Annotated in this window: 26 protein-coding genes; 5 read left to right on the top strand and 21 right to left on the bottom strand. The window is 71.0% G+C overall.

What is annotated here, in order from left to right:
• Positions 1-19: 19 nt before the first annotated feature.
• The 11 genes from lgt to hisI all read right to left on the bottom strand — a co-directional run bounded on the left by lgt (position 20) and on the right by hisI (position 9,179).
• The gene (gene lgt / locus QA861_RS34850) at positions 20-997 is read right to left on the bottom strand and encodes a prolipoprotein diacylglyceryl transferase (protein ID WP_334592678.1); all 978 of its coding nucleotides are present in this window, start codon (positions 995-997) and stop codon (positions 20-22) included.
• Positions 998-1,144: 147 nt separating this feature from the next.
• Positions 1,145-1,921: a DsbA family protein gene (locus QA861_RS34855; RefSeq protein ID WP_334592679.1), complete on the bottom strand. Its 777-nt coding sequence runs from the start codon at positions 1,919-1,921 to the stop codon at positions 1,145-1,147.
• Between the two features lie 89 nt (positions 1,922-2,010).
• A complete protein-coding gene (gene trpA, locus QA861_RS34860; protein WP_334592680.1) occupies positions 2,011-2,829 on the bottom strand; it encodes a tryptophan synthase subunit alpha in 819 nt (272 codons plus the stop codon).
• Complete coding sequence (trpB, locus tag QA861_RS34865; protein ID WP_334592682.1) at positions 2,826-4,109, bottom strand: tryptophan synthase subunit beta; 1,284 nt, start codon at positions 4,107-4,109, stop codon at positions 2,826-2,828. The genes trpA and trpB overlap by 4 nt, the downstream gene beginning before the upstream one ends.
• A 185-nt stretch (positions 4,110-4,294) precedes the next feature.
• Positions 4,295-4,468 carry a tryptophan biosynthesis modulator TrpM gene (gene trpM, locus QA861_RS47250; protein WP_107090998.1) on the bottom strand — a complete coding sequence of 58 codons (174 nt, stop codon included), beginning with the start codon at positions 4,466-4,468 and terminating at the stop codon, positions 4,295-4,297.
• A gap of 22 nt (positions 4,469-4,490) precedes the next feature.
• Positions 4,491-5,300: an indole-3-glycerol phosphate synthase TrpC gene (trpC, locus tag QA861_RS34870; protein WP_334592683.1), complete on the bottom strand. Its 810-nt coding sequence runs from the start codon at positions 5,298-5,300 to the stop codon at positions 4,491-4,493.
• A 165-nt stretch (positions 5,301-5,465) separates the two neighbouring features.
• Positions 5,466-5,915 carry a DUF2752 domain-containing protein gene (locus tag QA861_RS34875; RefSeq protein ID WP_334592684.1) on the bottom strand — a complete coding sequence of 150 codons (450 nt, stop codon included), beginning with the start codon at positions 5,913-5,915 and terminating at the stop codon, positions 5,466-5,468.
• A gap of 93 nt (positions 5,916-6,008) precedes the next feature.
• Positions 6,009-6,263 (bottom strand): HGxxPAAW family protein, encoded by a 255-nt coding sequence (locus QA861_RS34880; protein WP_334592685.1) that lies wholly within the window; start codon positions 6,261-6,263, stop codon positions 6,009-6,011.
• A gap of 260 nt (positions 6,264-6,523) precedes the next feature.
• Positions 6,524-7,171 carry a TIGR02234 family membrane protein gene (locus QA861_RS34885; protein WP_334592687.1) on the bottom strand — a complete coding sequence of 216 codons (648 nt, stop codon included), beginning with the start codon at positions 7,169-7,171 and terminating at the stop codon, positions 6,524-6,526.
• Positions 7,172-7,263: 92 nt separating this feature from the next.
• The gene (locus tag QA861_RS34890) at positions 7,264-8,742 is read right to left on the bottom strand and encodes an anthranilate synthase component I (protein ID WP_334592688.1); all 1,479 of its coding nucleotides are present in this window, start codon (positions 8,740-8,742) and stop codon (positions 7,264-7,266) included.
• Positions 8,743-8,753: 11 nt separating this feature from the next.
• Positions 8,754-9,179 (bottom strand): phosphoribosyl-AMP cyclohydrolase, encoded by a 426-nt coding sequence (gene hisI, locus QA861_RS34895; RefSeq protein ID WP_334592689.1) that lies wholly within the window; start codon positions 9,177-9,179, stop codon positions 8,754-8,756.
• An 83-nt stretch (positions 9,180-9,262) separates the two neighbouring features.
• Between hisI and QA861_RS34900 the strand changes: the two genes are divergently transcribed.
• Entirely contained in the window at positions 9,263-9,898 is a 636-nt protein-coding gene (locus tag QA861_RS34900; RefSeq protein WP_334592690.1) for a TIGR03085 family metal-binding protein, read from the top strand.
• 79 nt (positions 9,899-9,977) lie between these two features.
• Here QA861_RS34900 and hisF read toward each other — a convergent pair whose 3' ends face one another.
• From hisF to hisD, 8 genes are read right to left on the bottom strand one after another with little or no spacing between them, the layout of a single operon-like run.
• Positions 9,978-10,733 carry an imidazole glycerol phosphate synthase subunit HisF gene (gene hisF / locus QA861_RS34905; RefSeq protein ID WP_334592691.1) on the bottom strand — a complete coding sequence of 252 codons (756 nt, stop codon included), beginning with the start codon at positions 10,731-10,733 and terminating at the stop codon, positions 9,978-9,980.
• Complete coding sequence (locus tag QA861_RS34910) at positions 10,730-11,128, bottom strand: RidA family protein (RefSeq protein ID WP_334592692.1); 399 nt, start codon at positions 11,126-11,128, stop codon at positions 10,730-10,732. Before QA861_RS34910 ends, hisF begins: the two co-directional genes overlap by 4 nt.
• Positions 11,125-11,850 (bottom strand): bifunctional 1-(5-phosphoribosyl)-5-((5-phosphoribosylamino)methylideneamino)imidazole-4-carboxamide isomerase/phosphoribosylanthranilate isomerase PriA, encoded by a 726-nt coding sequence (gene priA, locus QA861_RS34915; RefSeq protein ID WP_334592693.1) that lies wholly within the window; start codon positions 11,848-11,850, stop codon positions 11,125-11,127. Before priA ends, QA861_RS34910 begins: the two co-directional genes overlap by 4 nt.
• A 3-nt stretch (positions 11,851-11,853) precedes the next feature.
• Positions 11,854-12,519 carry an imidazole glycerol phosphate synthase subunit HisH gene (gene hisH, locus QA861_RS34920; RefSeq protein WP_334592694.1) on the bottom strand — a complete coding sequence of 222 codons (666 nt, stop codon included), beginning with the start codon at positions 12,517-12,519 and terminating at the stop codon, positions 11,854-11,856.
• Complete coding sequence (locus QA861_RS34925) at positions 12,510-12,674, bottom strand: CG2302 family histidine operon protein (RefSeq protein ID WP_203690639.1); 165 nt, start codon at positions 12,672-12,674, stop codon at positions 12,510-12,512. Before QA861_RS34925 ends, hisH begins: the two co-directional genes overlap by 10 nt.
• Positions 12,675-12,678: 4 nt before the next feature.
• Complete coding sequence (gene hisB / locus QA861_RS34930; RefSeq protein WP_006377508.1) at positions 12,679-13,272, bottom strand: imidazoleglycerol-phosphate dehydratase HisB; 594 nt, start codon at positions 13,270-13,272, stop codon at positions 12,679-12,681.
• A complete protein-coding gene (locus QA861_RS34935; RefSeq protein ID WP_334592696.1) occupies positions 13,269-14,381 on the bottom strand; it encodes a histidinol-phosphate transaminase in 1,113 nt (370 codons plus the stop codon). The genes hisB and QA861_RS34935 overlap by 4 nt, the downstream gene beginning before the upstream one ends.
• On the bottom strand, positions 14,378-15,703 hold the full coding sequence (gene hisD, locus QA861_RS34940) for a histidinol dehydrogenase (RefSeq protein WP_334592697.1): 1,326 nt from the start codon (positions 15,701-15,703) through the stop codon (positions 14,378-14,380). The genes QA861_RS34935 and hisD overlap by 4 nt, the downstream gene beginning before the upstream one ends.
• A 206-nt stretch (positions 15,704-15,909) precedes the next feature.
• Between hisD and QA861_RS34945 the strand changes: the two genes are divergently transcribed.
• From QA861_RS34945 to ybaK, 4 genes are all read left to right on the top strand, one after another.
• Positions 15,910-17,508 carry an oxidoreductase gene (locus tag QA861_RS34945; protein WP_334592698.1) on the top strand — a complete coding sequence of 533 codons (1,599 nt, stop codon included), beginning with the start codon at positions 15,910-15,912 and terminating at the stop codon, positions 17,506-17,508.
• Positions 17,509-17,641: 133 nt separating this feature from the next.
• Positions 17,642-18,718, top strand: coding sequence for a hypothetical protein (locus tag QA861_RS34950; RefSeq protein WP_334592699.1), 1,077 nt, complete (start codon positions 17,642-17,644; stop codon positions 18,716-18,718).
• A gap of 11 nt (positions 18,719-18,729) precedes the next feature.
• Positions 18,730-19,470 (top strand): LON peptidase substrate-binding domain-containing protein, encoded by a 741-nt coding sequence (locus QA861_RS34955; RefSeq protein WP_334592700.1) that lies wholly within the window; start codon positions 18,730-18,732, stop codon positions 19,468-19,470.
• Positions 19,471-19,483: 13 nt separating this feature from the next.
• Positions 19,484-19,981 (top strand): Cys-tRNA(Pro) deacylase, encoded by a 498-nt coding sequence (gene ybaK / locus QA861_RS34960; RefSeq protein ID WP_334592701.1) that lies wholly within the window; start codon positions 19,484-19,486, stop codon positions 19,979-19,981.
• Positions 19,982-20,205: 224 nt separating this feature from the next.
• On the opposite strand, the gene QA861_RS34965 is transcribed toward ybaK, so the two are convergent.
• Together QA861_RS34965 and QA861_RS34970 are read right to left on the bottom strand one after the other, a co-directional pair.
• Entirely contained in the window at positions 20,206-20,913 is a 708-nt protein-coding gene (locus QA861_RS34965; protein ID WP_334592702.1) for a hypothetical protein, read from the bottom strand.
• Positions 20,914-20,947: 34 nt separating this feature from the next.
• Positions 20,948-21,775, bottom strand: coding sequence for an ABC transporter permease (locus tag QA861_RS34970; RefSeq protein WP_334592703.1), 828 nt, complete (start codon positions 21,773-21,775; stop codon positions 20,948-20,950).
• Positions 21,776-21,839: the final 64 nt, after the last annotated feature.

Genomic DNA, 21,839 nt, shown 5'->3' on the forward strand with positions numbered 1-21,839 from the left:
ATCGTCGTACGGCCGACACCTAACCCTTCTTGGTCGGCTCCGCCTCGGCCTTGTTCTCAGCCTTGTCCCGCGACTTGTCCGCGGAGTCGGCCTCGCTGTCGGTCTCAGCCTCGGGCTTCACATCCACAGGTTCCGCATCGCTCTCGGCACCCTCGGCACCGTCCGCCGCCGAACCGTGGGGGACATCCGGCTCCACGACTTCCTCCCGGCCCGGCCGCTTCTTCGCCGAGAGCACGAAGTAGACGACCGCGGCGATGAAGACGAAGATCGCGGTCCAGTTGTTGAGCCGCATGCCCAGGATGTGGTGGGCGTCGTCGACGCGCAGGTACTCGATCCAGAAGCGGCCCACGCAGTAGGTCGCGACGTACAGCGCGAACACCCGTCCGTGGCCGAGCGTGAAGCGGCGGTCGGCCCAGATGACCACCAGCGCGACACCGACGCACCACAGGGACTCGTACAGGAACGTCGGGTGGTAGTAGCCCGGGACCCGGCCGTCGGTCGAGGAGGTGATGTGCAGGGCCCAGGGGACGGTGGTCTCCCGGCCGTACAGCTCCTGGTTGAACCAGTTGCCCCACCGCCCGCAAGCCTGTGCGAGGGCGATGCCGGGGGCGAGTGCGTCGGCCCACGCGGGCAGCGGGATGCCCCGCCGTCGGCAGCCGATCCACGCGCCCAGCGCGCCGAGGGCGATCGCGCCCCAGATACCGAGGCCGCCCTCCCAGATCTTGAAGGCGTCCACCCAGTCGCGGCCGTCGCTGAAGTACAGCTCGTAGTCCGTGATCACGTGGTAGAGGCGGCCACCGACCAGACCGAAGGGCACGGCCCAGACCGCGATGTCGGCCACCGTGCCGGGTCGGCCCCCGCGGGCGAGCCAGCGCTTGTTGCCGAGCCAGACCGCGACGAAGACTCCGATGATGATGCAGAACGCGTAGCCGCGCAGCGGAATGGGTCCAAGGTGCAGCACCCCGCGCGACGGACTGGGAATGAAGGCGATTTCCATGGCAGTCCCGACGCTACCTTGACGGACGCGGAGGATGTGAGCCGCCCCGGGCAACGGCTCCATAACGGGCGGTGCCCCGGGTTCCGCTCACGACGCGGAACCCGGGGCACTCAGGAAGCCCGAGAGCACCCCGAGAACACCCGGGCCCTACGCCTTGTCGGCGGCCTCGACCATCTGCTTCAGCTTCGCCGGGGTCATCGTCTGGTCCTGGTAGATGTTGTTCCCGTTGAGCAGCACGGTCGGCGTGCCGCCGAAACCACCGCTCTGGAAGGCCTGGTTCGACTTCACCACCCAGCTGTTGTGCGTGCCGTCCTCGACACATGTCCGGAACGCGGGTGTGTCGAGCCCGTCGACCTTCGCCGCCAGTTCGATGAGCTTGCTGTCCTTCGCGAAGGCGTCGTCGGCCTCCTGCGGCTGGTTCTCGTACAGCACGTCGTGGTACGCCCTGAACTTGCCGGTGTCCTGGGCGCAGGCGGCGGCGTTGGCCGCGTGGCGGGAGCCGCTGCCGCTCATGTTGCCGTCGATGATCGTCGCCAGGTGGTACTGCACCCTCAGCTTGCCCGCGTCCGTCAACTCATGAATGGTCGAGCGGTAGTTGGTCTCGAAGGCCTGGCAGGCCGGACAGCGGAAGTCCTCCCACACAGTGAGCGTCGCCTTGGCGCTCTCCTCGCCCACGGGGATCGCGAGGCTGTCCTTGCCCTGCGCGCCCGAGGGCGCCACGACCGGGCCGGCGCTCTTGCTCTTGCTGTCCTTTCCGGTGTTCGCGGCGACGACACCGATCACCGCCGCCAGGCCCAGCACGCAGACCACACTGGCGCCCACGATCAACGCCCGCCGCCGCTTCTCCGCGGACTTCTGCTTCTCACGCTCGACCGCCAGCCGCTCGCGGGCGGTGCGCTTTCCGTCACGATTCTTCTCGCTCACACCCCGCAGAACGAACCGGGGAGACGCATTGCGCCTCCCCGGCCCCAGGTCCACCCGTTCGGGCGACCTGTGCGAAATGTCCCGCCCACCTACGCCGTGCCGCGTACGCCCTTCGCGAGGTCGGCGGCGAGTTCCCGCACCGCCTCGACACCGGCCGCGTGGTCCGGCGCGTCGAGCATCCGCTTCACGAAGGCCGACCCGACGATCACCCCGTCGGCGAAGCCGGCGACCTCGGCGGCCTGCGCCGCGTCGGAGACGCCGAGCCCGACACAGACCGGCAGGCCGGTGCCGGTGCCCCGGGTGCGCCGGACGAGGTCCTGGGCCTGGGCGCCGACCGACACCCGGGTCCCCGTGACGCCCATGAGTGAGGCGGCGTACACGAACCCGCTGCCGGCCGCCGTGATCTCGGCGAGGCGCGCGTCCTTGCTGCTGGGCGCGACGACGAACACGGTGGCGAGCCCGTGCTTCTCGGCGTGCTCCCTCCACAGCGCGGACTCCTGCACGGGCAGGTCGGGCAGGATGCACCCGGCGCCGCCCGCCTCCGCGAGCTCGGCGGTGAAGCGCTCCACGCCGTAGCGGTCGATCGGGTTCCAGTACGTCATGACGAGCACCGGCTTCCCGGTGGCCTCGTACGCCTCCCGGACCGTGCGCATCACGTCCGCGATCTTGACCCCGCCGCGCAGGGCGATGTCGTCGGCGGTCTGGATGACAGGACCGTCGAGCACCGGGTCACTGTGCGGCAGCCCGACCTCGACGATGTCGGCGCCGCCGTCGAACACCGCCTTGATGGCGTCGATCCCACCGTCGACGGTCGGGAACCCGGCGGGGAGGTACGCGATGAGCGCGGACCGGCCCTCGGCCCTGGCACCGGCGAGGGTGTCCGACAGCAGCTGGATGTTCCCGCTCACTTGGCGTCCCCCTCGATCTCGGCGGTGTCGGCCGCGTTCGCGGCGACCTCGGCGTCCGTGTCGTACAGGTCGAAGTACCGGGCGGCGGTGTCCATGTCCTTGTCGCCGCGCCCGGAGAGGTTGATGACGATCAGGCCGTCCTTGCCCAGCTCCTTGCCGACCTCGAGCGCACCGGCCAGCGCGTGCGCGCTCTCGATGGCCGGGATGATGCCCTCGGTACGGGACAGCAGTCGCAGCGCCTGCATGGCGGCGTCGTCGGTGACCGCGCGGTACTCGGCGCGTCCGCTGTCCTTGAGGTAGGAGTGCTCGGGCCCGATGCCCGGGTAGTCGAGCCCGGCGGAGATGGAGTAGGGCTCGGTGATCTGCCCCTCCTCGTCCTGCAGGACGTACGACCGGGACCCGTGCAGAATGCCGGGCTCACCTGCGGTGAGGGTGGCGGCGTGCTCGCCGGTCTCGACACCGTGTCCGGCGGGCTCGCATCCGATGAGCCGGACGTCGGCGTCGGGGATGAAGACGTGGAAGAGCCCGATGGCGTTGGATCCGCCGCCCACGCAGGCGACGGCGGCGTCGGGCAGCCGTCCGGCCTGCTCAAGGAGCTGCCTGCGGGCCTCGACGCCGATCACCCGGTGGAAGTCGCGCACCATCGCCGGGAAGGGGTGCGGTCCGGCCACGGTCCCGAACAGGTAGTGCGTGCGGTCCACGTTGGCGACCCAGTCGCGGAACGCCTCGTTGATGGCGTCCTTGAGGGTGCGCGAACCGGACTTCACGGCGATGACCTCGGCGCCGAGCATGCGCATCCGGGCGACGTTCAGGGCCTGGCGCTGGGTGTCGATCTCGCCCATGTAGATGGTGCATTCGAGCCCGAACAGCGCACAGGCGGTCGCGGTGGCGACCCCGTGCTGACCGGCCCCGGTCTCGGCGATGACCCGGGTCTTGCCCATCCTCCTGGTGAGGAGGGCCTGCCCGAGCACGTTGTTGATCTTGTGGGACCCGGTGTGGTTCAGGTCCTCCCGCTTGAGGAAGACCCGGGCGCCACCGGCGTGCTCGGCGAACCGGCGCACCTCGGTGAGGGAGCTGGGCCGCCCGGTGTAGTGGACGAGCAGATCGTCGAGCTCACGGGCGAACTCCGGGTCGGACTTCGCCTTGTCGTACTCGACGGCGACCTCGTCCACGGCGGCGACGAGCGCCTCCGGAATGAACTTGCCGCCAAAGGCACCGAAGTACCCGTCGACATCGGGCACTTGACCCGCCGGATCAGGAATGAAGAACTCACTGGACATACGACTGCTACCTCACAGGGGCAAGGCAATGCCCCGGGATTCGGTCTGGACAAGGGAAACGTGAGGGACGCGCCCCTATAGGGGCGCGGGGAACTGCGTGACCAGCCACAACGAACCCGCGGCCGAAAACGCACCCCTCGCGAAGCACAAAGCCAGGGCGCAGCCCGAATCAGACGAACCGCACCCTACTGCCAAGCCCCGCAGGGCCATCGCATCCCGTTGACCTGTCCAGGCTCGTCCCCGATGACATACCGAACCCGCCGCCCGTGCACCCTCCGCGCGGGAGCGCGACAGCCACGGGGGCGGCAGCCACGCGCGAGGCGGGCGTACCGGTCCATGGGGGTCAGGGTGAGTGTCATCGGGGCCAACTCTAGCCGGAGATCAGCCGCGCCCGTGCCGCAGCGCGGGATGCTCCCCCGCCGCCACCAGGTCGGACACCGCCGACCTGGGGTCGCGCCCGGTGACGAGGGACTCGCCGACCAGCACCGCGTCGGCGCCCGCGTTGGCGTACGCGATCAGATCGTGCGGGCCACGGACACCAGACTCGGCGATCTTGACGATGCTGTCGGGGATCTCGGGGGCGACCCGCTCGAACGTGGTGCGGTCGACCTCCAGGGTCTTCAGGTTGCGCGCGTTGACACCGATGATCCGGGCCCCCGCGTCCACCGCCCGCTCGACCTCGTCCTCGTCGTGCACCTCGACGATCGGGGTGAGCCCGATGGACTCGGCGCGCTCGATGAGGGACTCCAGAGCCGACTGGTCGAGGGCGGAGACGATCAGCAGGGCCAGATCGGCCCCGTACGCCCGCGCCTCCCACAGCTGGTAGGACGTGACGATGAAGTCCTTGCGCAGCACCGGGATGTCCACCTGGGCGCGCACCGCCTCCAGGTCCGCCAGCGAGCCGCCGAAGCGGCGCTGTTCGGTGAGGACGGAGATGACGGCCGCGCCACCCGCCTCGTAGTCCGAGGCGAGGCCGGCCGGGTCGGCGATGGCCGCGAGCGCGCCCTTGGAGGGGCTGGACCGCTTGACCTCGCAGATGACCTTGACGCCTTCGCCGCGCAGTGCGGCGACCCCGTCCTTGGCTGCGGGAGCCTTCGCCGCGCGCTCCTTGAGCTCGTCGAGGCTGACGCGCGCCTGCCGCTCCGCGAGGTCGGCACGGACTCCGTCGATGATCTCGTCGAGCACACTCACGCGAGCGGCCCCCTTTCAGACGGTAGGCGATTGGCTGTTCCAGCCATTCACACCATTGAAGCTGCACAAACTGTCAAAGCTGGTCACTCCGATGGTATCCGGAGGAGGGCGTGGCCCTCACATCCGGTTGACACCGGTCCCACTACCTGGACATCCACTATTTGATCAAGGGTGGAGCCAGCCACCGAACGGCAGGTTCCGGACAACCGTGAAGACCAGCAGCAATGCTCCAAGACTCCACAGCTGCGCCGGCCCGAGGTCGATCCGCATCGGCCGTCCGCGCGCCGCGCGGACCACCCAGACGGTCCACAGAACGGCGAAGGCCACGTACCCCGCCACGGCGAGCGCGTTGGCGCCGAGAGCCGTCGTCCAGTCTCCGTGGACGAAGGCGTAGGCGCTGCGCAGACCGCCGCAGCCCGGGCAGTACACGCCGGTCAGACGCAGCAGCGGGCAGACGGGGTAGTGGCCGGGTTCGTTGGGGTCGACCGTCCCGACGTACGCGAAGGCCCCGACGACGGCCGCGAGCACCCCGGCGGGCACGGCCACCCGGCCCAGGACGGCACCGGCGCCCGACGACACGCCTTGTTGAGCCGGCTCGGTGTTCACCTGACGCATTCTGCCTCCTGCGGGGCGTGCACGCGCGAAGGGCGGCTCCGGCGCTCTCGCCGGGCCGCCCCTGCCGGTCCGAGAACCGGTCCCCTACGGGGTTCAGCTCTCGGCACCCGCCGGTTCACCCGCGACCTTGTGGCCCTGACGTCCCCGGGTGGTGGGCTTCTGCTTGCCGAGGCCCATCGCGGCCATGATCCAGCCGACGACACCGCCGAGGACCACGACCACCATGCCGGCCCAGAAGCCCACCGGCTCGGCCATCACCATGAAGGCGCCCGATACGCAGAAACCGATGATGGTGATGGTGACGCCGGTCCAGGCGGCCAAAGTGTGACCGTGGCTGTTGCCCGCCATGACTTGCTCCTCGTTGCTGAGTTGCTGGTTGTTGAATGCAGTACGTGGTGAGCCGGACGCTCGTCGCCCATTGTCACGCACGCGCACGCGTGGAGGATGCCCGGGGTCAACACAGCGAGTCTCCCCGGGGCTGAGAGGGACCGGCGAGCCGGGTACGGCTGCGCCGCGCGGGAGATCCTGCGCTGGATCGAAGCCGAGAGTGGGAGAGCGACCAGCCACGAGGGACCCACGGGCGGCGCACCGCCCTGCCGGCGGAGCGCTTATGCCCCGGTCGGGTCCTCGCCCCGGTCGAGGGCCTTCCAGATCTCCTCGGGCCGCTCGGGGTCCACGGCCCCCGCCCGGCGGCGCGGACGCGGGGCGCCGCCGCGCTCGTACCGTCCGGACATGGCGGGCCACAGACGGCCGTAGCGCAGGGCGAGGAGTCCGGCGAGGAGGATCAGCGCGCCACCGACGGCGGCCGCGTACGGCCAGGCCGTGTGGCTGAGGGTGCTCACCGTGGCCGCGGTGTCGCCGGTGGCCCGCGCGGCCTTCTCGTCGAGCGCGGAGCTGTCGGAGGCGCCGAGGAAGGCCGCGGCGACCGTGCCGGCGCCGGACAGCGCGAGCAGTCCGGCGACCAGGAGCCGGCCGGAGCGCCGGACGGCGAAGACGGCGACGAGCGCGGCGAGGCCGACTATGGCGAGGGCCGCGGGCACGCCCGTGACATCGCTGCCGCTGGCGGTCAGCGGGAAGGCGCCGCCTGCGACCGTCGCGGTGCCCTCCGACCAGCGCTGGCGGGTGGCGAGCAGCGCGACGGCCGCGCCGAGCGCGCCGGCCAGCAGGGCGACGGCGAGGCTGAGGCGGCCGGCCCGGCCGGGAAGGGCCGCCTCGGAACGTGGGGAAGGTACGGGTACGGCAGTCACGTACCCCACTATGTCCTGAACCCCGGGCGCACCGTCACCCGGGGCTCACGTGAGAAGCGCCCCATTCGTCGCCCCGTTCACGCTCCTTCGTCGGAAACGCCCTACTGTCCGAGGCGGTTCGCCGTGTGGACCGCGCGCAGGACCGCCGCCGCCTTGTTGCGGCACTCGTTGTCCTCCGCGACCGGGTCGGAGTCGGCGACGACGCCGGCGCCCGCCTGGACGTACGCCGTGCCGTCGCGCAGGAGGGCCGTGCGGATGGCGATGGCGGTGTCGGAGTCACCGGCGAAGTCGAGGTAGCCGACGGCGCCGCCGTACAACCCCCGCCTGGACGGCTCCAGTTCGTCGATGATCTGCATCGCGCGCGGCTTGGGCGCTCCGGAGAGCGTGCCGGCCGGGAAACAGGCCGTCAGGACGTCGAACGCGGTGCGGCCGGGTGCCACGCGGCCGGTGACGGTCGAGACGATGTGCATGACGTGCGAGTACCGCTCGACGGACATGAAGTCGACGACCTCGACGGAGCCGGGCTCGCAGACCCGGCCGAGGTCGTTGCGTCCGAGGTCGACGAGCATGAGGTGTTCGGCGCGTTCCTTGGGGTCGGCGAGCAGTTCGTCGGCGAGGGCCTGGTCCTCCTGAGGGGTCGCCCCGCGGTGCCGGGTGCCCGCGATGGGGTGGACCATCGCGCGTCCGTCCTCGACCTTGACGAGGGCCTCGGGGGACGATCCGACGACGTCGAACCCGTCGAATCGGAACAGGTACATGTACGGGGACGGGTTGGTGGCGCGCAGGACCCGGTAGACGTCCAGCGCGCTTGCCGTGCAGGGTGTTTCGAAGCGCTGGGAGGGGACCACCTGGAAGGCTTCCCCGGCCCGGATGCGCTCCTTGATGTCGTCGACGGCCCGCTGGTAGTCGGGGCCGCCCCACAGGGCCGTGTACTCGGGGAGCTCGGAGGGCGGGAGCGCGGCGGGTGGCTGGGCGACCGCACGCGAGAGGTCGGCCTGCATGGCGTCGAGGCGGGCCACGGCGTCGGCGTGGGCCTCGTCGACGCCCGTGTCGAGGTCGTTGTGGTTGATCGCGTTGGCGATCAGCAGGACCGAGCCTTCCCAGTGGTCCATGACGGCCAGGTCGCTGGTGAGCAGCATGGTCAGCTCGGGCAGCTTGAGGTCGTCGCGCTCGCCGGGGCCGATCTTCTCCAGGCGGCGCACGATGTCGTACCCGAGGTAGCCGACCATGCCGCCGGTGAAGGGCGGCAGGCCCTCCTCGTGGGGGGTGTGGAGGGTCTCGATGGTGGCGCGCAGGGCGGCGAGCGGGTCGCCGTCCGTGGGCACGCCGACGGGCGGGGTGCCGAGCCAGTGGGCCTGGCCGTCGCGGGCCGTGAGGGTGGCGCTGGAGCGGACGCCGACGAAGGAGTAGCGGGACCAGGACCGACCGTTCTCCGCGGACTCCAGCAGGAAGGTGCCGGGGCGCTCGGCGGCGAGCTTGCGGTAGAGCGCGACCGGGGTGTCGCCGTCGGCGAGGAGCTTGCGGGTGACGGGGATGACGCGCCGGTCGGTGGCCAGCTTGCGGAAGGTCTCGAGGTCCATGGCGGCTGACCTTACTGACCCTGTGGCAGGGCGCCGGAATCGGCGTCCTCGAACGACACGTCGAGCAGGACGTCGGCGTCGAAGCAGTTGCGGGCGCCGGTGTGGCAGGCGGCGCCGACCTGGTCGACCTTGACGAGCACGGTGTCGGCGTCGCAGTCGAGGGCGACGGACTTCACGTGCTGGAAGTGGCCGGAGGTGTCGCCCTTGACCCAGTACTCCTGCCGGCTGCGCGACCAGTAGGTGCAGCGGCCGGTGGTCAGGGTGCGGTGCAGTGCCTCGTCGTCCATCCAGCCGAGCATGAGCACCTCACCGGTGTCGTACTGCTGGGCGACGGCGGGGACGAGCCCGTCGGGGCCGCGCTTGAGGCGCGCGGCGATCTCCGGGGCCAGGGGGCTGCGGCCGTCGGACCTGCTGGGCGGAGGCGTGCTGCTGGTCATGGGGCCATTGTGCCGCGACCCACTGACACTCCCCTCGGTATGTCCACTGGGCGGACTCGGGGGGCAGTCGTAGGCTTGCGAGCATGTCTACCTACGCGAAGCGTGAACGACTTCTTCTCGCCGACCTGTTGGAGACCGAGGGTCCCGACGCCCCGACGTTGTGCGAGGGCTGGCGGACCCGGGATCTCGCCGCCCATGTGGTGGTGCGCGAGCGCCGCCCGGACGCCGCCGGCGGGCTGCTGATCAAGCAGCTCGGGGCCCGCCTCGACCGGGTGATGGCGGAGTTCGCCGACAAGCCGTACGAGGAGCTGATCCAGCTGATCCGTACCGGCCCGCCGCGTTTCTCGCCTTTCTCGCTGAAGCAGGTCGACGAGGCGTCGAACACCGTCGAGTTCTACGTCCACACGGAGGACGTCCGCAGGGCGCGGCCCGACTGGACGCCCCGCGAGCTGGACCCGGTCTTCCAGGACGCCCTGTGGTCCCGCCTGGAGCGCACCGCCCGGCTGACGGGCCGCGGCGCGGCGACGGGCCTGGTGCTGCGCCGTCCGGACGGTCAGACGGCGGTCGCCCATCGCGGCACCCCGGTGGTCACGGTGACCGGCGAGCCGTCCGAACTCCTGCTGTTCGCGTACGGCCGGCAGAACGTCGCCGACGTGGAACTGGAGGGCGACAAGGACGCGATCGCCAAGCTGCACGAATCAAAACAGCTGGGCATCTGATGGCGCGCAGCGCGCCCCTTTAGGGGCGCGGGGAACTGCGCGACCAGCCACAACCGGGCCGCGGCAAAAGAACTGCGTGTCAGCGAACAGGATGCCCAGCCGCCCGCAGGGCATCCTTCACCTGCCCGATCCGCAGATCACCGAAGTGGAAGACGGACGCGGCCAGGACGGCGTCCGCGCCGCCCGCGACGGCCGGCGCGAAGTCGGCGAGCCGACCGGCCCCCCCACTGGCGATCAGCGGCACACGCACATGCTTGCGTACGGCCTCGATCATCTCGATGTCGTAGCCGTCCTTCGTGCCGTCCGCGTCCATCGAGTTGAGCAGGATCTCGCCGGCGCCCAGTTCGGCGGCCTGGTGCGCCCACTCGACGGCGTCGATGCCGGTGCCGCGCCGGCCGCCGTGGGTGGTGACCTCGAAGGACCCGGATGCGGTGCGGCGGGCGTCCACGGACAGCACGAGCACCTGTCGGCCGAACCGCTCGGCGATCTCGCGGATCAGCTCCGGACGCGCGATGGCGGCCGTGTTGACGCCCACCTTGTCGGCGCCGGCGCGCAGCAGCTTGTCGACGTCCTCGGCCGCGCGCACCCCACCGCCCACGGTGAGCGGGATGAACACCTGTTCGGCGGTGCGGCGCACCACGTCGTAGGTGGTCTCGCGGTTGCCCGAGGAGGCGGTGATGTCCAGGAACGTCAGTTCGTCGGCGCCCTCGGCGTCGTACACCTTGGCCATCTCGACGGGGTCGCCCGCGTCGCGGAGGTTCTGGAAGTTGACGCCCTTGACGACCCGGCCGTTGTCCACGTCCAGGCAGGGGATGACTCGTACGGCGAGTGTCATGCCGCGGACCCCCTTCGGAACGCCTCCACCTCGACCTCGACGACCAGGCTGGGGTCCACGAGGCCGGCGACGATGATCATGGACGCGGCGGGCCGCACGGAGTCGAACAGCTCCTTGTGTGCGCGCCCGACGTCGTCCACGTCCCGCGCGTGGGTGAGGTACATGCGCGTGCGCACGACGTCGCCGCTGCCGAGACCCAGCTGCTCCAGCGCCGCGAACGCGACGTTGAAGGCGTTGACCGCCTGCTCGTAGGGACCGCCTGCGGCGATCTCGCCGTCCACTATCGAGGTGCAGCCGGAGACCAGCACCAGGCCGTTCGGCAGTTCCACCGCGCGGGAGTACCCGAAGGTCTCCTCCCAGGGAGCACCGGTCGTGACACGCCGTACGTCGCTCACTGAGCCACCGCCTCCAGGGCCTCTTCCAGGGTGAACGCCTTCGCGTACAGGGCCTTCCCGACGATGGAGCCCTCGACACCGAGCGGCACCAGTTCGGCGATGGCCCGCAGGTCGTCCAGGGACGACACGCCACCGGAGGCCACGACCGGGCGGTCGGTCGCCGCGCAGACGTTCCTCAGCAGCTCCAGGTTCGGGCCCTGGAGGGTGCCGTCCTTGGCGATGTCGGTCACGACATACCGGGCGCAGCCCTCGGAGTTGAGGCGCTCCAGCGTCTCGTAGAGGTCGCCGCCGTCCCGGGTCCAGCCGCGTCCGCGGAGGGTCGTTTCCCGTACGTCCAGGCCGACCGCGATCTTGTCGCCGTGCTCGGCGATGACCTTGGCGACCCAATCCGGGGTCTCCAGGGCGGCGGTGCCGAGATTCACCCGGGTGCAGCCGGTGGCGAGGGCGGCGGCCAGCGTGTCGTCGTCGCGGATGCCGCCGGACAGCTCCACCTTGATGTCCATCGCCCCGGCGACCTCGGCGATCAGCTTGCGGTTGTCACCGGTGCCGAAGGCCGCGTCCAGGTCGACCAGGTGCAGCCATTCGGCGCCTGAGCGCTGCCAGGCGAGGGCGGCCTCCAGGGGGGAGCCGTACGAGGTCTCCGTACCGGACTCGCCGTGCACGAGGCGGACGGCCTGGCCGTCGCGGACGTCGACGGCGGGGAGAAGTTCGAGCTTCGCCATGGTCTACAGGGTTCCGATCCAGTTGGTGAGCAGCTGCGCTCCGGCGTCGCCGGACTTCTCGGGGTGGAACTGGGTGGCCCACAGGGCGCCGTTCTCGACGGCCGCCACGAAGGGCTTGCCGTGCGTCGACCAGGTGACCTTGGGGGCGCGCATCAGCGGGTTCGCGGTCTCCAGGGCCCAGTCGTGGACGGCGTACGAGTGGACGAAGTAGAAGCGCGCGTCGGTGTCCAGGCCCGCGAAGAGCTGGGAGTCGGCCGGGGCCTCGACGGTGTTCCAGCCCATGTGGGGCACGATGTCGGCCTGGAGCGGCTCCACGGAGCCGGGCCACTCGTCGAGGCCCTCGGTCTCGACGCCGTGTTCGATACCGCGTGCGAAGAGGATCTGCATGCCCACGCAGATGCCCATCACCGGACGGCCGCCGGACAGTCGGCGCCCGACGATCCAGTCGCCGCGCGCCTCCTTGAGGCCCTGCATACAGGCGGCGAAGGCGCCGACGCCCGGTACGAGCAGTCCGTCCGCGTTCATGGCCGTGTCGAAGTCACGCGTTATCTCGACTTCGGCACCCGCGCGCGCGAGAGCGCGTTCCGCCGACCTCACGTTCCCGAAGCCGTAGTCGAAGACGACGACCTTCTTGGACGTTCTGGATGCTGTGGACGCGCTCAATTCCATACCTCCAGCCTCATGACCCCGGCGACCAGACACATCGCGGCGCCTATCGAGAGCAGCACGATGAGGCTCATCGGCATCTTCTGCTTGACGAAGGAGTAGATCCCGCCGAGCAGGAAGAGTCCGACGACGATCAGGATGGTGGAGAGGCCGCTCATGGCTTTACAGGGCGCCCTTCGTGGAGGGGAGGATGCCCGCCGCGCGCGGGTCGCGCTCGGAGGCGTAGCGCAGAGCCCGCGCGAGGGCCTTGAACTGGCACTCCACGATGTGGTGCGCGTTGCGCCCGTAGGGCACGTGCACGTGCAGCGCGATCTGGGCCTGGGCGACGAAGGACTCCAGGATGTGCCGGGTCATCGTGGTGTCGTACTCGCCGATCATCGGCGCCATCTTCTCGGGCTCGGTGTGCACGAGGTAGGGGCGGCCGCTCAGGTCGACCGTCACCTGGGCGAGGGACTCGTCCAGGGGGACCGTGCAGTTGCCGAAGCGGTAGATGCCCACCTTGTCGCCGAGTGCCTGCTTGAAGGCGGCACCGAGGGCGAGGGCGGTGTCCTCGATGGTGTGGTGCGAGTCGATGTGCAGGTCGCCCTCGGTCTTCACGGTGAGGTCGAACAGACCGTGCCGGCCGAGCTGGTCGAGCATGTGGTCGTAGAAGCCGACGCCCGTCGACACCTCGACCTTGCCGGTGCCGTCGAGATCGATCTCGACGAGGACCGACGTCTCCTTGGTGGTGCGCTCCACGCGTCCGACGCGGCTCATGACTTGTCCTGCTCCTTCTTCAGTTCACGTACCGCGTTCAGGAACGCGTCGTTCTCGGCGGGAGTTCCGGCGGAGACCCGCAGCCATCCCGGCACACCGTTGTCCCGGACCAGGACACCCTGGTCGAGGATCGTCTGCCATGCCTCGTGGGAGTCCGCGAAGGTGCCGAACTGCACGAAGTTGGCGTCGGACTCGGTGACGTCGAACCCGATGGCGCGCAGTTCGGTGACCAGGCGGTCCCGCTCGGCCTTCAGCTGCTCGACGTACCCCAGCAGCGTGTCGGTGTGCTCCAGGGCCGCCAGGGCGGTCGCCTGCGCCACGGCCGACAGGTGGTAGGGCAGTCGTACGAGCTGCACGGCGTCGACGACGGCGGGGTGCGCGGCGAGATAGCCGAGGCGCAGGCCCGCCGCGCCGAACGCCTTCGACATGGTCCGCGAGACGACGAGATTCGGCCGTCCTTCGATCAGCGGCAGCAGTGAGTCGCCGTGGCTGAACTCGATGTACGCCTCGTCGACCACCACCATTGAGGGCTTGGCGGCCTGCGCGGCCTCGTAGAGCGCGAGGACGGTCTCGCGCGGGACCGCGTTTCCGGTGGGGTTGTTGGGGGTGGTGACGAAGACGACGTCGGGCCGGTGCTCGGCGATGGCCTTCTCGGCCGCCGCGAGATCGATGGTGAAGTCCTCGTTGCGGGGGCCGGAGATCCAGCCGGTGCCCGTCCCGCGCGCGATGAGCCCGTGCATCGAGTACGACGGCTCGAAGCCGATCGCGGTACGGCCGGGGCCGCCGAAGGTCTGGAGCAGCTGCTGGATGACCTCGTTGGAGCCGTTGGCGGCCCAGACGTTGGCGAGGCCGACCTCGTGGCCCGAGGTGTCCGTCAGGTACTCGGCGAGCCGCGTACGCAGCTCCACGGCGTCCCGGTCGGGGTAGCGGTTGAGGTCCCGGGCCGCCTCGCGCACCCGCTCGGCGATCCGCTCGACGAGCGCGTCGGGCAGCGGGTAGGGGTTCTCGTTGGTGTTCAGCCGTACGGGGACGTCGAGCTGGGGCGCGCCATAGGGCGACTTGCCGCGCAGTTCGTCCCGCACGGGGAGATCATCGATGCCGAATTTCACTTGCTCGCCGGTACCTTCCATCCGAACCTCGCCTTGACCGCCGCGCCGTGCGCCGGCAGGTCCTCCGCCTCCGCCAGCGTCACCACGTGATGCGCCACGTCGGCCAGCGCGTCCCGCGTGTAGTCGACGATGTGGATGCCGCGCAGGAAGGACTGGACGGAGAGGCCGGAGGAGTGGCAGGCGCAGCCGCCGGTCGGCAGGACGTGGTTGGACCCGGCCGCGTAGTCGCCGAGCGAGACCGGCGACCAGGGTCCGACGAAGATCGCGCCGGCGTTCCTTACCCGGTCGGCCACTGCCGCGGCGTTCGCGGTCTGGATCTCCAGGTGCTCGGCGCCGTAGGCGTCGACGACCCGCAGCCCCTCCTCCACACTGTCCACGATGACGATCGCGGACTGCCGGCCGGCCAGCGCCGGGGCGACCCGGTCCTCGATGTGCTTGGTGGCCGCGACCTGCGGCTCCAGCTCCTTCTCGACCGCCTCCGCGAGCGCCACGGAGTCCGTGACGAGGACGGCGGCGGCCAGCGGGTCGTGCTCCGCCTGGCTGATCAGGTCGGCGGCGACGTGCACCGGGTCGGCGGTGTCGTCGGCGAGGATCGCGATCTCGGTGGGGCCGGCCTCGGTGTCGATGCCGATCTTGCCCGCGAAGTACCGCTTGGCGGCGGCGACCCAGATGTTGCCGGGGCCGGTCACCATGTTGGCGGGCGCGCAGGACTCGGTGCCGTACGCGAACATCGCGACGGCGGTCGCGCCACCGGCCGCGTAGACCTCGTCGACGCCGAGCAGGGCGCAGGCGGCGAGGATGGTGGGGTGCGGCAGCCCGCCGAAGTCGGCCTGGGCCGGGGAGGCGAGCGCGATGGACTCGACGCGCGCTTCCTGCGCGGGCACGACGTTCATGATCACGGAGGACGGGTACACGGCACGGCCGCCGGGCGCGTACAGCCCGACCCGGTCCACGGGCACCCACTTCTCGGTGACCGAACCGCCGGGCACGACCTGGGTCGTGTGCGTCGTACGGCGCTGCTCGCGGTGGACGAGACGGGCGCGCCGGATGGACTCCTCCAGGGCCGCGCGGACGGCCGGGTCGAGCTGCTCCAGGGCGTCGGCGATGGCCTTCGCGGGGACGCGTACGGATTCCAGCCGGACTCCGTCGAACTTCTCGGCGAAGTCGATCAGCGCCGCGTCGCCCCGATGATGCACGGCCTCGCAGATCGGACGCACCTTCTCCAGGGCGGCCGAGACGTCGAAGTCGGCTCGGGGCAGCAGGTCGCGCAGGGCGGGTCCCTCAGGGAGGGCGTCGCCGCGCAGATCGATTCGAGAGATCACGCGGACAATTCTCTCAGACGTGGATCGGGTGCCGTTCGCGCGTATCAGTGGCTGATACAGAGCGTCGCGCGTCCTTCCGCGGGCCTCCCACGGGAACTCGGAAGATCACCTTCACGTCTTGAGTTCAGAGGGTTACTGAGCGGGCAGAACGGTTGTACCAAACCCGCTGGTGACGCTTGATGACGCGGGGAGGAGTGGGAAAAGTCGTGACTGAGGGTGCCGGCATCCGCACGGGGGACTCAAGGAACACGGGGGAACCGCCGGACGACCTGAGCGCCGCCGAGCTGGGCATGTGGCTGGCCTTCCGCAACGGCAGCGTGTACGACCTGAGGAGCGGCGACACCGTCGTCGACGATCCGCACGGCGGCCATCCGTGGGGCGCGGAACGCACCGTGCGGGCCCGCATCGTGTGCTGGCTGCTCCTCGACGGGCCGCCCGCGCTCGCCGGGCGAGTGTCGTCCCTCAAGCTCACCGGCGTGCAGATCAGCGGCACGCTGGATCTGGCGGGCGGCACGGTCGTGCCGTACGTCGAGCTGAAGGGCTGCCGCTTCGAGAAGGAGATCCTCCTGCCGGAGGCGCACTTCACGACCCTTCGGATGGTGGACTGCTCGGTGCCGCGGCTGGAGGCGGCCCGGGTGCACACCGAGGGCGATCTGCACCTCCCCCGGTGCCGCTTCCACAACGGCGCCCGGCTCACGGACGCGCAGATCGGGACGGATCTGCTGCTCAACCAGGCCGTCGTCTATCGGGACCGGCGCGGACGCTCGATCGTCGCGGACGGCATGAGCGTCGGCCAGGACCTCCAGGCGGAGATGCTGGAATCGCACGGCGAGTTCAGCCTGCGCGGTGCCACGATCGGGGTCTCGCTGAGCCTGCGCGGCAGCCGGCTCGCCAACCCCTACGGGAGACTCGCGCTCAACGCCCCCCAGCTGACCGTGGGCCGCACGCTGTATCTGACCCCCGCGGGCGTCTGGAACCCCATCATGACCAGCGGCACGACCCCCGCGCGCGGGACGCGCATCCAGCGTTTCGAGTGCGAGGGCGGCATCCGGCTCGACGACGGCCGGTTCGGCGACGCCGTCGACCTGGAACGCGCGAGGCTCACCTTCACCGACGACCAGGAGCTGTCGCTGCGCCGGGTGCAGACCCCCGAGCTGCGCTTCCTAGGAGAGCGGCCGGAGCGCGGCAAGGTGGTGCTGTCGGGCGCGAAGGTCGTCAACCTCGTGGACCGGGCGAGCAGTTGGCCGGGGCCGGGCAACCTGCACATGGGCGGCTTCGGGTACGAGAACCTCGTACCGCAGGGGCCGTTCCCGCCGGCGGAGCGGCTGGCGTGGGTGGCGGCGGCGACCGCCGAGTACAGCCCGGAGCCGTACGAGCGGCTGGCCACCGTGCTGCGCAACGGCGGCGAGGACGAGGACGCGCGCGAGGTGCTGCTCGCCAAGCAGCGCCGGCGCCGCGAGACCCTGCCGCCGGCGGCGAAGCTGTGGGGGTACGTGCAGGACTGGACGGTCGCCTACGGGTACCGGCCCGGCCGGGCCGCCGTGTGGATGGCGGTGCTGTGGGCGGCGAGTTCGGTGGCGTTCGCGCACGCCAGCCATCCGCCGCTGAAGAGCGGGGAGCACCCGCCCTGGAATCCCTCCCTCTTCGCCCTCGACCTGCTTCTCCCGGTGATCGATCTGGGCCAGGTCGGCTTCTGGCAGCTGCGCGGCGGCTGGCAGTGGCTGTCCGCTGTGATCATCATGCTGGGCTGGATCCTGGCCACGACGGTGGCGGCGGGAGCGACCCGGACACTGCGCAGAAGCTGAGCAGGGGCCGAGCAGGGAGCCGAGGCGGCCAGAAGTGAGCCCGGTTCATCTTTTGCCATTCCTTGACTCCTCGCCGTACAACTAAAAACGGGTTGGGCATTTGGGCTGGCGCGGCCTCGACCTGCGCCTTTCAATGGTCGACACCATGGCCTCGCTGCGTGCGTTCCTCCGTGCCACCAGGACGGAACGGAACACTCCGCCGTCTCCGCTCCTCGCCACCGCCGGACTGACCGCCGACGACGAGGTACTGCTCGACGCGCCCGACGCCCGTCTCGGCCCCGCGCTCGTCGCGGCGGGCCGGGACGAGTACCGCCCCGCGGCCGAACTGCTGGCCGCCACCCGCGCCACGACGGAGTGGGAGAACCGCGACCGATACGTGGTCCGGCTGGCCGCGTTCGCGCACTCCCGCGCCGAGTGGTTCACGTCCTGGCGCTCCGCCGCCCCGCACGACCCGGACATGCTGCTGGTCGGCGCCGAACTGGCCGTGACCCGCGCCTGGGCCTCCCCGGCCCGCGCCGAACTCCTCCAGCAGACCGGCCCGTTGGTCGAGGCTGCCGCGGCGGGCGACCCGCGCGACCCGGTGCCCTGGCGGATCGCCCTGGACCGGGCCCGGGGCAGCGACGCGGACCACGGTGAGTTCGAGCGACTGTGGGGCGAGGCCGTACGCCGCTCCCCGCACCACTACGGCTGCCATGTCGCCGCGCTCCAGTACCTGTCCACGAGCCCCTTACTGTCCCCGGGCGGGCGCGGCTCGCACCGCGAGTGCTTCGACTTCGCCGAGCGGGCCGCGCAGGACGCCCTGCCCGGCTCGCTCGTCCAAGCGCTGCCCCTGCACGCGGCCTTCGCCTGTCTGACCGAGGGCGACGGCGACACGGTGGTGGGCCGGGCTCGCCTGGACGCGGCGGCTGACTCCGCCATCGCCCTGTCGGCGATCTACCCGGCGGCAGCCCCCTGGCCGGCCGAGCTGCGCAACCTGCTGACGTACGTCCTGGTGGGACTCGACCGCTGGGAGGACGCTCTGCTCCAACTGCGCCTGACCGGCCCGTACACCACGTCCTTTCCCTGGGACCGGTTCTCGGACGACCCCCTCGGCCGCTTCCTCGAAGCACGTGAGGAGGTCCGCCGGAACGCACCCGCCGCCCGTTGCTCGACCTGCGCCGGTCATCCACGGAGTGAGCACGGCGGACGCGCACACTCCGGCGACCATTAGGCTTTCCCGTCGTGACCATCGTCCGGCTGCCGCTCTTTCCGCTGAACTCGGTGCTGTTCCCGGGACTCGTACTCCCGCTGAACATCTTCGAGGAGCGTTATCGCGCCATGATGCGCGAACTTCTGAAGACCCCCGAGGACGAACCACGCCGGTTCGCCGTCGTGACGATTCGCGACGGCCATGAGGTGGCGCCCAGCGCACAGGGCCTGCCCGACCGGACGGCGGTGCCCGAACGCGGGCCCACGGCGGGCTTCGGCGACGACCCGGTCAAGGCGTTCCACTCCGTGGGGTGCGTGGCGGACGCGGCGACCATCAGGGAACGCGAGGACGGGACGTACGAGGTGCTGGCCACCGGTACGACCCGGGTGCGGCTGGTGTCGGTGGACGCGTCGGGCCCCTTCCTGACGGCGGAGCTGGAGGAGCTGGAGGAATTCCCCGGCGACGAGGCGGGCACGCTGGCGGAGGGCGTCCTCAGAGCCTTCCGCCAGTACCAGAAACGCCTGGCGGGCGCGCGGGAACGGTCTCTGTCGACGGGCGCCGACCTTCCCGACGAGCCGGCGGTGGTGTCGTATCTGGTGGCGGCGGCGACGATGCTCGACACCCCGTCGAAGCAGCGCCTCCTCGAGGCCCCGGACACGGCGTCCCGCCTCCGCGAGGAACTGGCACTTCTGCGCACGGAGACGGCGATCATCCGCAACCTCCCGTCACTGCCGGCCTCGGAACTGACGCGCAGCCCGACAAGCCTCAACTGACCGGGGAGCGGACATGGCGAAGAAGAAGCAGCAGCAGTCGGGCGGAACACCGGCGACGGTGGCCCTGGCGGCGGCGGGCGTCACGTACACCGTGCACGCGTACGAGCACGACCCCGCGCATCCCTCGTACGGCGAGGAGGCCGCCGAGGCGATGGGAGTGTCGCCGGAGCGCGTCTTCAAGACGCTGGTGGCGGACGTGGACGGGGTCCTGACGGTCGCGGTGGTGCCCGTGGCGGGCCAGCTGGACCTGAAGGCGCTGGCGACGGCGGTGTCGGGCAAACGGGCGTCCATGGCGGACCCCACCCTCGCGGAACGCACGACGGGCTACGTCAGGGGCGGTATCTCCCCCCTGGGCCAGCGCAAGAAGCTCCGAACGGTCCTTGACGCATCGGCGGACACCCACCCCACGATCTGCGTCTCGGCGGGCCGCCGAGGGCTGGAGGTCGAACTGTCCCCCACCGACCTCACCCGCCTCACCCAGGCGGTAAGGGCGCCGATCGCCCGCCCGTGAAGGGGCCACTCGGCACCTCTTCAGCGCCGGCCCGCACCCCCAGCCGCTCGGCGATTGAGACGCAGACCCGCATTTCCAGCCCGTCCGGCGATTGAGGACGCAGACCCACCCCTCCAGCCCGTCCGGCACTTGAGGACAAGGCCCCTTCAGGGCCGGAGCGGGGGTCTGGGGGCGCAGCCCCCAGGAACAGGATGGGACGGGTAGGGGCGGCGGGGGCGAGAAAACTACACCGCCGGCGGCGCCTCCTCCGGATCCCGCGGCCCGAACAACCCCGTCAACCCCAGATGCACCACCAGCGCGGCCACGGACCACACCATCAGCACCCCCTTCGCCCCCAGCTTCAACGGCGCCGAGAACGTGACCCCCTTGCCCACCTCCTTCGAGTGAGCGATCACATCCTGGGCGGGCCCGAGCCACACCCCCAGCCGCCAAGCCAGCACCGACCCGAGCAGCCCCCCGACCGTCAGCGCCACCACCAGCGGCACACCCCCGCGCCGCCGCACCAGGAACACCCCCAGCGCAGTCACCGCCCCCACGGCCAACGCCAGCAGAGTAAACGTTCCGTCGACCCCGATGGCCTGCTCGCCCTCGCTGTCCTTGACGAACACGGTCCAGCGGTTGTTGACGATCTCCCCGACCAACGCCACGTTCGGCGCCAGCCACCACCACAGCAGCCCGAGCAGCACCCCGCCGAGCGCCGTCACCACCGTGACGACGGCGGCCTCCCGCAGTTCGGTCTTCATGCCGGGGCCGTCCTGTCCGTAGGCCGGCGCGAACCCGCTCCCCCCGGACGGCTCCGGCCAGAACTGCCAGGACCGTCCGTCCGGAGCCTCCTGGAGCGAAGGCTGTTGCTGCAAGGGCTGCGAACCCTCCGCACGGTCGTGCGAGGGCTCATGATGCGGCGGCGGAGGCGGAGTCAGCGGTGCGGTCACCCTGACATCGTGCCAGGCCCGTCTGTGCGGCGCGTCACCGGACGGCCGCCCGGCGGTACGCCCAGGTCGCGACGGCCAGCGAGACCACCCCGACCCCCGCGCACACGGCCAGGTCACCGAACACGAAGGCCCAGTCGGGGTGGGGCCCGAAGGTCCGGGCGAAGGCCTCCACGCCGTAGGTCGAAGGCAGCAGATCCCGCGCGAACCGAACGACCTCCGGCATCCGGTCCGCCGGCAGCACCCCCAGCAGCAGCGCCGCCGACATGCCCAACTGCCCGAGCAGCGTGGCCAGTTCCGGCCGGGGCGCGAGCAGCCCGAACGCGGCGCCGAGCCCGGCGAGCGCGGCCCCCGCGAGCGGGATCACCAGCGCGAGCACCCACAGATGCGTCAGCGGCAGCCCGAACAGCACGCACCCGAACACCGCCGTCACCACGGTCCCCGGCACGGTGAAGGAGGCGTACGCTCCCGCGGCCCCCAGCACCACGGCGGCGGGCGGCACCGGCAGCGTCGCGTAGTGATCGAGCCCGCCACTGGCCCGCAGCTGCCCGAAGTACTGGGCGAGCAGATTCAGCGCGACAAAGGCCACGACGAGCACCGAAGCCCCGGCCACCACGGCCCGAGCCTCGCCGCCCCCGTCCACGACCCCCCGCATCAGGATCATGATCCCGACGGACTGGAAGGTCGCCACGAACAGCAGCGGAATCCGGGCGACCCGGGCCCGGGACAGCTGTGCCCGGTACACCGCGACCAGCGCGGGCCACAGCCGCACACGAGGACCGAGCTCGGCCATCGCCCCGCGCGCGGGCGTCTTCGTTACGGCCACGGCGCTGCCCGGCAGCACCTCGGCGGGTACGACACTCACGTCGAGCTGCTCCTCTTCGTCCCGGTCACGACAGCCGCCCTCTCCCCCACCAGCGCCCGCACAC

This window comes from Streptomyces sp. B21-083, assembly GCF_036898825.1.
Taxonomy (GTDB): domain Bacteria; phylum Actinomycetota; class Actinomycetes; order Streptomycetales; family Streptomycetaceae; genus Streptomyces.

Coding starts and splice junctions, on each gene's coding strand:
- QA861_RS34875 (WP_334592684.1), bottom strand. CDS start 5,915: ATGCGTCAGGTGAACACCGAGCCGGCTCAACAAGGCGTGTCGTCGGGC.
- hisF (WP_334592691.1), bottom strand. CDS start 10,733: ATGACACTCGCCGTACGAGTCATCCCCTGCCTGGACGTGGACAACGGC.
- QA861_RS34900 (WP_334592690.1), top strand. CDS start 9,263: ATGTCTACCTACGCGAAGCGTGAACGACTTCTTCTCGCCGACCTGTTG.
- lgt (WP_334592678.1), bottom strand. CDS start 997: ATGGAAATCGCCTTCATTCCCAGTCCGTCGCGCGGGGTGCTGCACCTT.
- priA (WP_334592693.1), bottom strand. CDS start 11,850: ATGGCGAAGCTCGAACTTCTCCCCGCCGTCGACGTCCGCGACGGCCAG.
- QA861_RS34880 (WP_334592685.1), bottom strand. CDS start 6,263: ATGGCGGGCAACAGCCACGGTCACACTTTGGCCGCCTGGACCGGCGTC.
- QA861_RS34925 (WP_203690639.1), bottom strand. CDS start 12,674: ATGAGCGGCCTCTCCACCATCCTGATCGTCGTCGGACTCTTCCTGCTC.
- ybaK (WP_334592701.1), top strand. CDS start 19,484: ATGGCGAAGAAGAAGCAGCAGCAGTCGGGCGGAACACCGGCGACGGTG.
- hisB (WP_006377508.1), bottom strand. CDS start 13,272: ATGAGCCGCGTCGGACGCGTGGAGCGCACCACCAAGGAGACGTCGGTC.
- hisI (WP_334592689.1), bottom strand. CDS start 9,179: ATGACCAGCAGCACGCCTCCGCCCAGCAGGTCCGACGGCCGCAGCCCC.
- QA861_RS34890 (WP_334592688.1), bottom strand. CDS start 8,742: ATGGACCTCGAGACCTTCCGCAAGCTGGCCACCGACCGGCGCGTCATC.
- hisH (WP_334592694.1), bottom strand. CDS start 12,519: ATGGAATTGAGCGCGTCCACAGCATCCAGAACGTCCAAGAAGGTCGTC.
- trpB (WP_334592682.1), bottom strand. CDS start 4,109: ATGTCCAGTGAGTTCTTCATTCCTGATCCGGCGGGTCAAGTGCCCGAT.
- trpM (WP_107090998.1), bottom strand. CDS start 4,468: ATGACACTCACCCTGACCCCCATGGACCGGTACGCCCGCCTCGCGCGT.
- QA861_RS34950 (WP_334592699.1), top strand. CDS start 17,642: ATGGTCGACACCATGGCCTCGCTGCGTGCGTTCCTCCGTGCCACCAGG.